Raw genomic sequence first — 14141 nt, 5'->3', positions numbered from 1 at the left:
TTCATGAGTGTAAGTATAGATTTAACAGGCAAGGTGGCGCTTGTTACGGGCGCAAGCCGTGGTATTGGCCGTGCAGTTGCCGAGACGCTGGTTGCAGCTGGTGCAACAGTGGTTGGAACTGCAACGAGCGAACGTGGCGCTGCTGCTATTCAGGAGTATTTGGGTGACAAAGGTTTAGGCTTAGTCCTCAACGTTACCGATAGCCAGTCTGTTACCGATCTTTTTGCTCAGATAAAAGAAAAATCAGGTGATGTCAGTATTTTGGTTAACAATGCCGGCATTACCCGTGATAATTTATTGATGCGTATGAAAGAAGATGAATGGTCAGATATCATAGATACCAACCTTACATCGCTATTTCGTACCTCAAAGGCCGTCATGCGACCTATGATGAAAAAACGTAATGGTCGAATCATCAATATTGGTTCTGTCGTTGGTTCTATGGGAAATCCGGGACAAACGAATTACTGTGCAGCTAAGGCTGGTTTAATCGGCTTTACCAAATCTCTTGCAAGAGAGGTTGCATCTCGTCAAATAACAGTAAATGCTATTGCTCCTGGATTTATCCAGACAGATATGACTGATGAGCTGACGGAAGAGCAGCAACAAGGTATCATGTCTCAGGTTCCTATGGAGCGTCTAGGTCAGGCGCAAGAGATCGCTAATGCAGTGGTCTTCTTAGCTTCAGACTCCGCTGCATATATCACAGGAGAGACTCTCCATGTGAATGGTGGCATGTACATGGTTTAAGGGTGATTGGTAAATAATGCGGTTAATTATTGATGATCCTTATCAAAGTGTGTTTAAATTCGTGGTTAGACCACAAAAGTTAAGCTTGCATTGTTTACCAAATTGAATAAACTACTCTCAATCTTGCGCAAGTGCGTAATTTGAATAGGAAAGAAACTAATGAGCAACATCGAAGAACGTGTAAAGAAAATCATTATTGAGCAGCTAGGTGTTAAAGAAGAAGACGTTAAGTCTGCAGCATCTTTCGTTGACGACTTGGGTGCAGATTCTCTGGACACTGTTGAGTTGGTTATGGCTCTGGAAGAAGAGTTTGACACCGAGATCCCTGATGAAGAAGCTGAAAAGATCACTACTGTTCAAGCAGCGATCGACTACGTTTCAAAGAATCAGTAATCCTGAATTCTAGAAAACAGGCAGCATTTATGCTGCCTGTTTTTGTTTCTGGCTACTGGAATTTTTCGTTCAACTATTTCATGCTTTGAACCCAATTACTTCTCGAGTTGCTAAACTCTGTATCTTGAAGTGGTTTAGGTATATATTTTATTCCTCTGGTTAGAAACTCTCCATCGCAGCGTTAAACCGCTGTAGTCGATTAACTCAATGTATATAGGTGAACGTGTGTCTAAACGTCGTGTAGTCGTAACAGGACTTGGTCTGGTCACTCCTGTAGGGAATACGGTTGATTCTTCCTGGAAAGCCCTTGTTTCTGGTAAAAGTGGTATTGCACCAATAACTAAATTTGATGCCAGCGAGTTTTCGACTCGTTTTAGCGGCTCGGTCAAAGATTTTGATGTCGAGCAATATATGTCTAGAAAAGACGCTCGCAAGATGGATCTGTTTATCCAATATGGTATGGCCGCCGGTATTCAGGCTGTAACCGATTCAGGTCTAGAAATGGATAAGCTTGATCCTGCCCGCGTGGGTACCGCTGTCGGCGCAGGAATGGGCGGTATGCCGCTCATCGAACAAGCTCACTCAGCGCTGATGAAAGGTGGACCACGTAAGATCTCTCCTTTCTTTGTTCCAAGTACTATTATCAACATGATCTCTGGTCATCTTTCGATTAAATACGGGATGACGGGGCCTAACTTTGCCGTTACTACAGCCTGTACTACCGGTGTGCATAACATAGGTTTTGCCGCACGGACTATCGCTTATGGCGATGCCGATGTGATGGTTGCCGGTGGTGCCGAAGATGTGACTTGTCCGTTAGCCGTTGGTGGTTTCGGTTCGGCTAAGGCGTTATCGACCCGCAACGATGACCCGCAAGCGGCGAGTCGTCCCTGGGACAAAGACCGTGACGGCTTCGTTATTGGTGACGGCGCCGGTGTCATGGTTATGGAAGAGTATGAGCATGCTAAAGCACGCGGAGCGACCATCTATGGTGAGCTTGTCGGTTTTGGTATGAGTGGCGATGCATTCCATATGACATCGCCTCCTGCCGACGGTGCGGGCGCAGCAGCGGCAATGGTCAATGCCATTAAAGATGCAAAACTTGCAAACGAGAGTATTGGTTATATTAACGCTCATGGCACATCAACCCCGGCGGGTGATAAAGCCGAAGCGGCTGCCGTTAAGTCAGTGTTTGGCGATCATGCTTATGATCTGCTCGTCAGCTCGACTAAATCTATGACAGGCCATCTGTTGGGTGCTGCTGGATCGGTAGAAGCGATTATTACCTTGCTTGCACTTAAAGATCAGGTCATTCCACCAACATTGAATTTGGATAACCCTGATGAAGGTTGTGATTTGGATTTTGTGCCTCACACCGCAAGGGATCACAAGTTTGATTATGCCCTTTGTAATTCATTTGGCTTCGGTGGCACAAACGGCTCTTTGTTGTTTAAGAAAGCATAATTGTAGAGTCACTTCTGAAAAGCGCCTATGGGCGCTTTTTTTATACCATTTTTTAAATGGAGAATGCCAAAACTCAGCTTACGCTAACAAGTAAAGGGGAAGGTGGTAGCGCTTAGTTAACCTGGCTTACGCTTTGGGTTTACACCTTGCGTCAGTTTTTAACATGTTGAATAGTCATCAGATTAACCAGGATTTACCGTAAGATTAACCTTAGTTAATCTCTATTGGATCTTACCTTCGATAGGCAGATACTTGCGATCTCTAACTTCGGGTTTAAGGAACCTCACGTGTTAAATCTTACTGTACTTCCCCTAATGCCGCTTGTCGGCGCGTTAACGGCAAACCTGAATGAGCTGATAAGAGGTGAAACTGTTAAAGTGCACCCTAAGCTAACGATTGGAATGAAAACTTTCAGTGTTGCTGCCGCAGGTTTTGCAATCGTGTGGTTTGCACTGCTGGTGACAGCAATTTATGCCGGAGGTGAGGCAGATAACATCGCAGGAATCGAGGTGTTGATACTTTTCTTAGCTGGTTTCTTCATTCATTCGGGGATCAGTGCCTCACGCTTATTCAATGAAGGTGCACAACTATGGGTTTACCGCCTCTCAATTCCTTTTATTCTCGTTTCAAGTTTCATCGTTCTAAAATTTGGCTAACTGATTAAAACCTAGCTAAAACAGGCATAAATCTCTGATTATACTTGTACGCCATTTACTGTTTATGGCGTACACTTACTCCATACTCCAATTGTTTCGAGATTATAATGGCCGGTAAAGAACGAGCGATAACCTTAAGGTTTCTAGCGGAGCCTGCAGATGTAAACTTCGGTGGTAAGGTGCACGGTGGCGCCGTCATGAAGTGGATCGATTTAGCCGCTTACGCGTGTTCGGCTGGCTGGAGTGGTAAGTACTGCATCACAGCCTATGCCGGTGGGATCCGCTTTGTTAAGCCGATCCATGTGGGAAATATTGTCGAAACTACGGCGAAAGTTATCTACACGGGCCGCACATCTATGCATCTTGGCATTGATGTTCGTGCCGGAGACCCTAAGAACCCGGAGCGTCACCTCACCACTCACTGTGTCGTGATTATGGTCGCCGTAGACGATGCAGGTCATCCCACCGAAGTACCTGAGTGGGTGCCTCAAACAGATGAAGACATTAAATTACGCGACTCGGCCATTCGTTTGATGGAGATGCGTAAGAAAATTGGTGCCGAGATGGAAGCCCACGTAACCTCTGCTTAATTAAATCTCATACGTAAGAGGCACCTTAGGGTGCCTTTTTTCTATCCGGCTTTCATAAAAAATGAACAGGGTGATAGACTAGTTTAATACTCAAACTAAGCTAAGAACTAAAACTAATAAGGGAAGAAGATGGCAAAAGTAGCGTTTATCGGCCTGGGTGTTATGGGTTACCCGATGGCTGGTCACCTGGTTAGAAATGGTCATGATGTAACCGTATACAATCGCACAGAGGCTAAAGCAGAGGCTTGGGTCAACGAATATGGCGGGCAATCCAAGCCTACCCCTATGCTTGCCGCACAAGATCAGGATATGGTCTTTATCTGTGTCGGTAACGATGATGATCTACGTGAGGTGACCTTAGGTGAAGCGGGTGTACTTAATGCAATGAAGTCCGGAACGATTCTTGTCGATCATACGACAGCCTCTGCCGATGTTGCCAGAGAGATTGGTGATATCGCACGACAAGCTGGTATCGGCTTTCTGGATGCGCCGGTATCCGGTGGACAGGCTGGTGCAGAGAATGGTGTGTTGACAGTGATGACTGGCGGTGATGCGGAGATATTTGAGCAAGCTAAGCCTGTTATCGATGCTTATGCTCGCTGTATCGAGCGTCTTGGCGATATTGGCGCGGGACAACTCACTAAGATGGTTAATCAAATATGCATTGCTGGTGTGGTTCAGGGGCTTGCTGAGGGGCTTCATTTTGCACGCAGCGCCGGGCTCGATGGTGAGAAGGTCGTCGAAGTGATCAGTAAAGGCGCAGCGCAATCCTGGCAGATGGAGAATCGCTATCAGACGATGTGGCAGGGAGAGTATAACCTGGGCTTCGCCGTAGACTGGATGCGTAAAGATCTCAATATTGCATTAGATGAAGCCAGAAAGAATGGCTCACATCTTCCTCTCACTGCTCTGGTCGATCAGTTTTACTCAGAAGTGCAGGCAATTGGCGGTAATCGCTGGGATACATCAAGCCTGTTGGCAAAACTTGAGCGCAACAGAAAGTAAATTCAAAAACAAAAAAAGGACTGCTCAGCAGTCCTTTTTGATTGGGTAGTTTAGATTTAGTGCTCTTACTCTGGATCGAGGACGATATGTTCAAGTTCAACCGCAGCAACGGCGTGAAGGGCATCCATAGTTGCGCCAACCAGAGAGATTTTTCCACCCGCAGATTCGATCAATGCTGCACGAGAAATCTCACTGAACTCTCTGTTATGTCTGGCCATGGTAGAAAGCGCCATCTGCATGGGTAACATAGATGGGTTAAATGCCGCATTTTCGGCGTATCGGCCACAATAGGTCGCACCATCTTTTGTTTCCAGAACAACAGCAGCATAACTATTCGTATACGGGGCATAGCTCAAGCTTGCATGGTCCAAAGCCTCGATGATCATCGGATCTGAGCTGTCCAGACTAAGCTCATGCTGCTGTTTGGTTAGCAAGGGCTCGGTGATATTCAGATCGGTCGGACCGAAGGCATAAGGTAGATAGTGTGACAGAGGTTGAGTTTGCTGCTCTGGCAGGTGGATTTTAACCTTCTGACCTTCGACCAATTCGTTCATAAACTGACGACAGTGGCCACATGGTGAGAAATTAACGATGACATCTTCGATTTGACGCTCACCGCTCAGCCATGCATGACTGATAGCACTCTGTTCAGCATGCACCGAGTGGAAAAGTGCTTCACCAGAGAGCTCCATATTCGCGCCCATGTAGATATCACCACTCTTACCTTTGGCAATGGCACCGACATAAAACTCACTGATAGGCGGTCTGGCCAGTGCTGCGGCGACTGGAAGCAAGGCGATCAGAAGCTCGCTCTCCGCTAATCCACTCTTAGTAATAAGCGTGCTAAGTTGCTGGGCATCGATATGGCCGGCAAACTCGGCATTCAACATGGGTACCAATGCATCTGATAGTGGTTTGGGCAACTCAGCGATGCACTTTATAAATCTATCTTGCATGTTTATGGTCCTATACTTGTTAAGATAATGAAAATCATTTTAGTAATCGTTTTACAAGGATGATGAGATCCAGCTCCCATTTATTTCAGTAAGATCCTACAGATTGCTAAGATAATGACATAAAGCCGTAAGTAATTTTTGTTTGTCTTCATTTTGAGCTGTTTCATTTACCAGATTTTCTAACTTCAACATATAATCAGGATCGTTGAGTCTCGCCTGACAAAATTCACGCCATCTCATCGATTCCATCTCATCGAAGGTCTCGGGGTAATTACGGCCTCGGTACCTGAATAGCATCTCTTTAAGCCTGGAGTCATCGAATTCAAGCTCGAGTGCTGCAAGATTCTGCGGTGAGGTGTGACGAATAATTTCCATCTTCTCTTTATCTGCAGAATTGAAAAAACCACCGCTATATAGCTGCAGGTCCGGGTCCGTAGAACCGGACTCATACTCCACATCGAAGACGGCAACTAATTTCTCACGCAACTCAGGGTGTTGCTTCAACAGCTTAAACTGTTCTCTGGCAAATGCCTTATCTATGTCAAGTCTCTGGGCATTTTCATCACTGAGTGTTTTTGCCGAAGCGATAAAGGGACACTTATTGATGTGGATCTGTTTAACGCTGATAGGAAGTTCATCTTCGCCAAGATCGGCTCTGGGCGTATACATGCGCTCCCTGATCTGTTCGGCACTGAGTTCGATAAGAGGTGAAATGTCCATGGCCAAGTTGACACAGATAATGGCATTTTTATTGGTGGAGTGATGTGCCACCGGTGCAATGATGCTGGTACAACCATGGAGTGAACTGATTTTTGAACTCACATGCACCAGAGGTTGCATGTTAAGCACATCAATGAGTTTAGAGACCTCTTGTTTGCGTCTTAAGTTGAAGTAATAGTCGAACAGTTTAGGCTGTTTCTGTTTAATCAGCTTCGCCATATCTATGGTGGCATAAACATCTGACATGGCATCGTGTGCCTTTTCATGACTTAAGCCGTTGGCCTGGGTCAAATGCTCTAATTTAAAACTGGGCGAACCATCTTCTTTTTGTGGCCACTCGATACCTTCCGGTCTGAATGCATAACACGCCCTGACGAGATCTATGATGTCCCAACGTGAGTTACCTTGCTGCCACTCACGGGCATAAGGGTCATAAAAGTTTCGGTAGAAACCATAGCGGGAAACCTCATCATCGAAACGAATGGAGTTATAACCAGCCACACAGGTATTGGGCTGACTGAAAAGGTCATGCACTTTGGCCATAAACTCAGCTTCAGGCATTCCTTTCAAATTTGCCAGCTGAGGCGTAATGCCTGTGATAAGTATTGCTTCAGGGGAGGGCAGGTAATCGTTTGCCACCTTGCAATAAAAAGTCACCGGATCGCCAATAATATTAAGATCCATATCTGTACGGATCCCTGCAAATTGGGAAGGGCGGTCTTTAGCCGGGTTCGCACCGAAAGTTTCATAATCGTGCCAGAAGATGCTTGGGATATTGCTGGGAGACATAGGTAATATTTTTTGGAAGATACTTGCGACTAATCATAGCATTCTACATATCGCTTTGTCCTTAATGGTGAGACTAAGGCACTGTGAGGAATCACAAAGGGGCCGTTGAGTTCAATTATTGTACCTAAACGCTATGGTTGTGAATGTGTTTTAAACACATAAAGGGTAAGCATGGGGGGGAGTCGGGTTTTATCGTAATAATCAAGCTAGCTAGAAATCCAGCATGTGTATATATGGTTCAATTGTAACCAGTTACATAGCTGGTACAAATAAACTAAGCCATGTACAATCCCTCACCCAATAGAGGTGTTGTACTATGTTTGAACCCCTGTTAACACAGCCTGAAATTTTAAAACTCGATCATCACTCCAGACTGATTGTAACCTTGCACGAAAGTACGAGTGACTTCAGCTTATTACAAGTAATGAATGGCCATATAGGTGAGTTCATTATTGTATCTATCTGTGACGACTCCTTGTCTGTCATGGTTAGATTGCACCCTTTTCTTTCTATAGCAGTGGAACCATCAAATGCAGACGTTACGACATTGCTCGATGATAGGACTCCATTGACAAGAAGTGCAGGGCAAGGTTGGCGCCTGTTTAGTGCGCTAGGTATTTCTCCGCGTATGTGTGCCAGTCAGCTGAGAGAGGGCTTGTTCATCGACGTAGGGTGTAACTCTCAAGCGCAGTTTTCTATTGTGCAGTCAGGAATGTGGCAAATTGTCCCTCTAGAGGAAGATAACAGATTATTCCATGGGCCAAGAGAGCTTATGCGGGCGAAGGCCCTTGTCGCCAGAGCGGTTCAACATGAACTCAATACCCAAGAGTTATTGCTCGAGATAAGCGAGTTAGAAAATGTCAGGAGCGACCTTACTGCCTTTAGTTGCAGCGAGCTGGTTAGACGTCATCCGGAGATCAGTGCTGAAGTCACTAAGCTAGACGCGCAACTATTGAGAAAAAAACAGTGGTTGTCCCGAAGTTACAATCAATCTGTGGAGCGAGTAAGTTGGCAGTATTCGGCTAATCATGCTTCAAAACATGAATTACAAACACGTAAGCTGGAATACTATAAACTGTTATCGACCACTGCGATTAACGACATGGTTCAACAACTGATTGTTGACGAAGAGTAACCAAATAAACCAACGGAAAAATGATGAAATATCGTTGTCCCCTATGTAAACAAGCTTTGCTATTGAAAGACCGAACCTGGTATTGCCCTGATAACCACAGGTTCGATTGTGCCAAAGAGGGTTATGTCAACTTACTGCCAGTGCAGAAGAAACGCTCTAAAGATCCAGGCGATAATAAGGAGATGATGTTTGCTCGCAGAGAGTTTCTTAATAAAGGACATTATCAACTGCTTAGCGATCGGGTTAATGAATTAGCCTTGCAGCACGCTCATGGTGCCAAAGCCGGATTAGATATTGGCTGTGGTGAAGGTTATTACAGTCATCGTTTAAATGATGCCATGTCTGCAGATATGAATTTTTCGCTTCAAGGTCTGGATATTTCTAAGTCTGCCCTGAAATACGCATCGAAAAGATACTCAGATATCAGCTTCTGTGTTGCCAGCGCATTCGAAATGCCATTTGCGGATGAGAGTTTTGATCTTATGATGCGCATCTATGCACCTTCTTTAGATGAAGAGTTAAGGCGCGTGGCCAAAAAAGAGAGCATATTGATCACAGCGTCTGCTGGAAAGAACCATCACTTTGCCCTTAAGAAAATGATTTATGATAACCCAACTCCCCATATAACCGAGAGCAGTCAGATCGCTGGTTTTGAGTTACTTCACCGGGAAAATTTGGAGTCAATGCTGGCACTCAGCGATGAAATGGATATCACTCATTTTCTTAACATGACGCCTTATAGCTGGAAGTTGACCGATGAACAGAAGGGAAAATTGATAAAAAATGGGCTCAAATGCGAGTTGGACTTCAAAATTGAGGTTTTTAAAGCCATTTAATCAAAAATAAATGGATGAACGCTCAAAAAATGAGCAAGCGCCTGTTTTTAGTGTTTTTACACCATGTTTACAATCATCTCAATAAAACCAAGCGACAGATAACAAAGCGAAAAGATGGTTTTCTGGTGATTTGATTGTTGACATGAGCAGAGAATGATTTATAGTAGATGCAGCTCGAAGGTTGCATTTATTTTTATGTTCCAATACGAATTGTTCGTCCTGTTAACATAAGTAATACCGGCATTTTCAAGCTCTACTGCCGTTTAGGCTATATTTTATTTAAGTTACAGGATTTATATCATGTCTCAAGTTACTGGCGTTGTTAAGTGGTTCAACTCTGACAAAGGTTTTGGATTTATCGAGCAAGAGTCTGGTCCAGACGTTTTTGTTCACTTCCGTGCAATCAACTCTGACGGTTTCAAAACTCTTGACGAAGGTCAGAAAGTTCAATTCACTGTGACTCAAGGTCAGAAAGGTCCACAAGCTGAAAACGTAACTATCGTTTAAGTTTGAGCCTTTGATTAGCTTTAGCTAATCCAAAAGAATTTTTAAGAGCTGCGATTTATCGCAGCTCTTTTTTATGTCTGCAGAATAATCGTAACCAATCCAGACTTCCAGCTTTCCACTCTCGTCCTGTTTAAATCCCCCCTGAATTGCTCAGCCCCAGCCAGCCGTTATCAAGCTCCTTATACTTATGAGTATTATTATGGTGGCATGATTTTCACTGGCATGGAATTCGCTATCTTCATCTACAGTTTTAAGATATAGGCTGCTCTACTATAGCCAAGGTTAACTGTAGTCGCTCCATTAATGAGTGAGGCCAGGTGGAGCTTACATGGTCCGTCGACTTTCAGTATGACATCGACTGAAGAGTGTCAGGAAGCGAGAAGCAGGTTGTTAGTGGGGAATAAAAAAGGCACCACAGATTGTGATGCCTTAAATGACAAGTACTAATACAAGCGGAATAACTTTATGAAAAAAGTTTATCCTCAAGGGTTCTGCCTTTCAGTAGCGCACGGTATTTCCAAGCCTTGTGCGCTAAAAGAGTAAAGAACTGAACTTCGATATCAGGGATCTCTTCGGCAGAATAATGGATCAAATATTCATTCTCCTGCTTCTTAGTTACGCTGTTGATGCCGGCCAGACTTTCAAGAGCCGAAACGAAGGGTTCATCTTCGCATTCTTGCATCGAAACCGTGAGGTACTCATCGGTCATGTTTTCCTGTATCGATACAGACTGTCCAAGCTTGCCTTGATCGAGGTAGAGCACCTGGTCGCATAATTTTTCAAGCTCATCCAGGTTATGTGAGCTGATAACGAAAGTGATATCGGACGACAGGGATCTCACCAACTCTCGTATTACTTTGGCATTTGCAGGATCCAGACCCGCCGTTGGTTCATCCAATAAGACCAGCTGAGGCGAACCTATCAGAGCCTGAGCTATGGATGCCCGCTTACTCATACCATGACTCAGAGATTGTGGTTTCTGCTCCACAACATGGGCAAGGTCGACCAGAGACAATACACGCAGGCTCTCAGCTTTTGCTTGCTTAGTCGTTAATCCTTGCAGAGTACCAAATAGAGTGAATTGAGTGATTAGATTAAGATTTGGGTCCAGAGTTGCATCTTGTGGTAGTGATGCAACTTTACCAAGCAGTTTAGTGCTGCCGGGCTTCTCTCCCATGATTGTCACCGAACCACTGCTCGGCAATAAATATCCACACAGTAAGCTGAATAGGGTGGTTTTACCTGCGCCATTGGGTCCCACAAGTGCTATTGGTGACCCGGCCTTAAGCTCAATTGAGACTCTGTCTAGGGCCAGTTTGCTGCCATAGGATTTAGTGAGCATCTCACATTTTATCAGACTCATAATGAACTCCTTTTCATGTAAGTTCTACCAAGGAAAAGCAACACCAGAGTCTGGATAACAGGGATGGGGGCATAAACAAAACTGCCCATTCCTTGTGTATTGATCATCAAACTTAGTTGGGCACCAGGTAAGGTCCAGTGAAGGAGCCCGGCAAGTGATGGAATGTAGTTATTGATTATGGCAAGCACAATGGCACTCACAGCCCAAAGCAGAATGGCGTAGATAGTCGCCTGCCTGGCAGAGTTGGCGTACAGAGAAAGAATAGCCATCAATGCCGTGAACGGGGTAAGAATGATGAACATATTGATAAAAACGATAAGCCCGGAAGTGAGCGCCGGCAGTAGCAGTGTCGCGTCACGTGACATTGCAAGAATTACCGTAGCCAAAATAGTAAACATGAGCAATAGCGATTGGATTAGCATATGGCCGATATATCGGCCAAGAAATAAGCTGTCGCGACCCGTTCTAAGCGTGAGGAATCTAAAAGTGCCTCTTTGTTTGTCTGATGCAAATTGATCCGCAGAAACAAAGATACTGAAAAGTGGGAAAATATAGAGTGCCGATATCCATAGAATCGCCATCTCGGCCACCTGCCATTGAAACAACTGACTGATGGACTCCTCACCAAATACACCTGCAATCAGTTGTTTAAACTCTGGGTTGAGTAAAAAGCTGGATGCGCTGCGAATAGGGTATAAAAGGAGTAATAACCACACCAGTGAGAATGCGACAAGCGCGATTAATCCTCTGGGGTTAAACAGTAATTTTTTTAATTCAAATTTGGCTAGTATGAGCGTATTACGCATCAAGCCTGAGTCAGCGTTAGTTTCCAATGTGATCCCTTTTTGTTTGCTATGCCGATGAGATAGGTACGATAAACCCCAGAGTACCGATTAGTTTCACCCAATGGTACTCTGGGGATCTATGTTTTGTAACAGATCGTTTTGTAACAGGTCGATTGTTACTGATCGTTTCGTATCTGATTGTTTCTGTGAGAATCAGATTTTACTTTTATACCTATTGCTATTAGTTCTTGTCGGTCAGTTGTTGCTTGTCAATTAAGTAAATCGTGCAGTGCTTCTTTCAACATGACAACTTCTTTCTCTAACAGTGTCACCCGGGCCGATAACTTTCCCACCTCATCGCTACATTCATTTAGCTCACCGTCATCGGGAGTCACAGCCGAATGTTGTGCAGTGGGCACTGAGGTTCCTTTGATCTGTTCTGAAAGTAACTCTTCATAACGAGAATCTCTTTTTCCTGGTTCTCTGGCGAGTTGGTGAACGATAGCCGGATCGGCTTGGGCCAAAGTGATCAGCGTTTTTTCTACGGCGGCGACATCTTCGAAATTGTGTAATCGATTACTTCTGGTCCTTAGCTCACCTGGCGTTTGCGGACCACGCAGAAGCAGGAGGCAAACGAGGGCATATTGAGCCGGGCTTAATTGAAGATCGCTAAACTCTGTATTGCAGAATCTGTGTTTATATTTGACCACTCTGGAGCCAAAACCGCTCTGATCTGTTACCAGTCTTCGCTTCATCAAAGCGTCTACGGCTATTTGCGTTTCGGTTTCAGTCATCGACAGCACCGGCTCTCGGCTCGATTTTTGATTACAGGCAAGTGTCAGTGAATTTAAAGAGAGGGGGTATTGTTCCGGGGTGGTGACCTCTTTCTCGAGAAGGCATCCGATAACTCTTGCTTCATGGAGTGTTAGTTTCATTTCTGGAGACTCATAAAAAAAGCATGACTTTGTTATAACAGAGTCATGCTTTTAATCAAGCGACGAATTATCAGATATCATCTTACCGCTTGAAAACTAGTCGAATCGTCCTAAGTACCCTAAATTCAGGCTATACCAATCGATATTAGACAACTCAATCGACTAATCTTATTCCATCGACAGAGATGGTGATCTGTTTGGCTTTATATAAACCACCGATACTCTTCTTGAATGCTTTCTTGCTCATAGACAATTTGGCGTAAATGGTATCGGCATCCGTCTTATCATTTAACGGGAGGAAACCACCGGCTTGTTTAAGTTTAAACATGATAGTCGTCGAATGCTTATCTAACTCTTCCTTGACCCCTTTTTGCAAGATAAGGTCAATTTTATCGTCACTGCGAACTTGCTTAATGAAACCTTTCATTCGCTGGCCGAAACTTAGTGTGCGGAACACTTCATTTTTGAAGATCACGCCCCAATGGCTGTGATTAATAATCGCCTTGTAACCGAGATCGGTAGTGCCACCGATAATAAGATTCACCTCTTCGCCTGCATCATATGGAGGCGGTGTCGTGTCGAGAAATCTGTCGATCTTTGAAGAGGCGACGATGCGATCATCGACATGACTTTGATAGATGTAGACAAGGTAAGAGCGACCTTCCTCTATTTCACGGTGTTGTTCACCGAAAGGAAGCAGTAGATCTTTGTCTAAACCCCAGTTTAGAAATGCACCGAATGGTCCGGTAGCAACGGCTTCTAAATAGGCGAATTGACCCACTTCAGCTAAAGGCTTACGCGTGGTAGCAATGAGCTTATCCTCTGAGTCCAGGTAGACAAACACCTCTAACATATCGCCTAAGTTACACTCTTTTGGCATGACCTTGGTCGGTAGAAGTATTTGACCGAGTTCCTGTCCATCTAAATAAACGCCAAATTCAACGACTTTAACGACTTCGAGTGTGCTGGTTTTGCCTATCTGTATCATGGAGTTCTCTATTGCTTACGACATATCTATGGCTGCTGATTATAGTGGAAAATGAGCCATTAATCTGTAAGTGATTTTAATCTAACTGGACTAATTGAATGAAATTTAGCCGCGCAGACTGCTTCCGATAACTTTCATGGTAATCTTCATCGATATAGTACAAGTAGAACTTCACAAATTATGTGGTGCAACTACTTGCAAAATAGTTATTTGAGGTGTCTAATCGCGCTCCTTTAATTTGGTTATAATGGCAAACGGATTTAAGCTAG

Annotated in this window: 15 protein-coding genes; 9 read left to right on the top strand and 6 right to left on the bottom strand. The window is 44.4% G+C overall.

The annotated features are described in order from the left end of the window. The first annotated feature begins 3 nt into the window (after positions 1-3). The 6 genes from fabG to EKG39_RS11460 all read left to right on the top strand — a co-directional run bounded on the left by fabG (position 4) and on the right by EKG39_RS11460 (position 4858). A complete protein-coding gene (gene fabG, locus EKG39_RS11485) occupies positions 4-750 on the top strand; it encodes a 3-oxoacyl-ACP reductase FabG (RefSeq protein WP_126505894.1) in 747 nt (248 codons plus the stop codon). Between the two features lie 159 nt (positions 751-909). Then, positions 910-1143, top strand: coding sequence for an acyl carrier protein (gene acpP / locus EKG39_RS11480; protein ID WP_011496723.1), 234 nt, complete (start codon positions 910-912; stop codon positions 1141-1143). Positions 1144-1368: 225 nt separating this feature from the next. Further along, the gene (gene fabF / locus EKG39_RS11475; RefSeq protein WP_126505893.1) at positions 1369-2607 is read left to right on the top strand and encodes a beta-ketoacyl-ACP synthase II; all 1239 of its coding nucleotides are present in this window, start codon (positions 1369-1371) and stop codon (positions 2605-2607) included. A gap of 287 nt (positions 2608-2894) precedes the next feature. Beyond that, on the top strand, positions 2895-3263 hold the full coding sequence (locus tag EKG39_RS11470) for a hypothetical protein (protein WP_126505892.1): 369 nt from the start codon (positions 2895-2897) through the stop codon (positions 3261-3263). Between the two features lie 107 nt (positions 3264-3370). Beyond that, positions 3371-3853: an acyl-CoA thioesterase gene (locus EKG39_RS11465; protein WP_126505891.1), complete on the top strand. Its 483-nt coding sequence runs from the start codon at positions 3371-3373 to the stop codon at positions 3851-3853. A gap of 129 nt (positions 3854-3982) precedes the next feature. After that, positions 3983-4858, top strand: coding sequence for an NAD(P)-dependent oxidoreductase (locus tag EKG39_RS11460; RefSeq protein ID WP_126505890.1), 876 nt, complete (start codon positions 3983-3985; stop codon positions 4856-4858). Positions 4859-4923: 65 nt separating this feature from the next. On the opposite strand, the gene cdd is transcribed toward EKG39_RS11460, so the two are convergent. Together cdd and sbcB are read right to left on the bottom strand one after the other, a co-directional pair. Further along, positions 4924-5814, bottom strand: a complete 891-nt coding sequence (cdd, locus tag EKG39_RS11455; RefSeq protein ID WP_126505889.1) for a cytidine deaminase — start codon at positions 5812-5814, stop codon at positions 4924-4926. A 96-nt stretch (positions 5815-5910) separates the two neighbouring features. Then, positions 5911-7323 (bottom strand): exodeoxyribonuclease I, encoded by a 1413-nt coding sequence (gene sbcB, locus EKG39_RS11450; protein WP_126505888.1) that lies wholly within the window; start codon positions 7321-7323, stop codon positions 5911-5913. Between the two features lie 316 nt (positions 7324-7639). On the opposite strand from sbcB, the gene EKG39_RS11445 reads away from it, so the two are divergent. The 3 genes from EKG39_RS11445 (at position 7640) to EKG39_RS11435 (ending at position 9801) form a co-directional block, all read left to right on the top strand. Further along, positions 7640-8458, top strand: a complete 819-nt coding sequence (locus tag EKG39_RS11445; RefSeq protein WP_126505887.1) for a hypothetical protein — start codon at positions 7640-7642, stop codon at positions 8456-8458. Positions 8459-8481: 23 nt separating this feature from the next. After that, a complete protein-coding gene (rlmA, locus tag EKG39_RS11440; RefSeq protein WP_185817583.1) occupies positions 8482-9294 on the top strand; it encodes a 23S rRNA (guanine(745)-N(1))-methyltransferase in 813 nt (270 codons plus the stop codon). 300 nt (positions 9295-9594) lie between these two features. Beyond that, positions 9595-9801, top strand: coding sequence for a cold-shock protein (locus EKG39_RS11435; protein ID WP_012142953.1), 207 nt, complete (start codon positions 9595-9597; stop codon positions 9799-9801). A 463-nt stretch (positions 9802-10264) separates the two neighbouring features. On the opposite strand, the gene EKG39_RS11430 is transcribed toward EKG39_RS11435, so the two are convergent. From EKG39_RS11430 to EKG39_RS11415, 4 genes are all read right to left on the bottom strand, one after another. Beyond that, positions 10265-11164 (bottom strand): ABC transporter ATP-binding protein, encoded by a 900-nt coding sequence (locus EKG39_RS11430; RefSeq protein ID WP_126505885.1) that lies wholly within the window; start codon positions 11162-11164, stop codon positions 10265-10267. Further along, positions 11161-11970: an ABC transporter permease gene (locus EKG39_RS11425; RefSeq protein WP_185817591.1), complete on the bottom strand. Its 810-nt coding sequence runs from the start codon at positions 11968-11970 to the stop codon at positions 11161-11163. Before EKG39_RS11425 ends, EKG39_RS11430 begins: the two co-directional genes overlap by 4 nt. Before the next feature lie 248 nt (positions 11971-12218). Next, positions 12219-12884, bottom strand: a complete 666-nt coding sequence (locus EKG39_RS11420; protein WP_126505883.1) for a YceH family protein — start codon at positions 12882-12884, stop codon at positions 12219-12221. Positions 12885-13038: 154 nt separating this feature from the next. Further along, a complete protein-coding gene (locus EKG39_RS11415) occupies positions 13039-13872 on the bottom strand; it encodes a CvfB family protein (protein WP_126505882.1) in 834 nt (277 codons plus the stop codon). Between the last annotated feature and the right edge of the window lie 269 nt (positions 13873-14141).

The organism is Shewanella atlantica (genome assembly GCF_003966265.1).
GTDB classification, from domain to species: domain Bacteria; phylum Pseudomonadota; class Gammaproteobacteria; order Enterobacterales; family Shewanellaceae; genus Shewanella; species Shewanella atlantica.
This window is presented reverse-complemented; position numbering and strand designations above follow the sequence as displayed.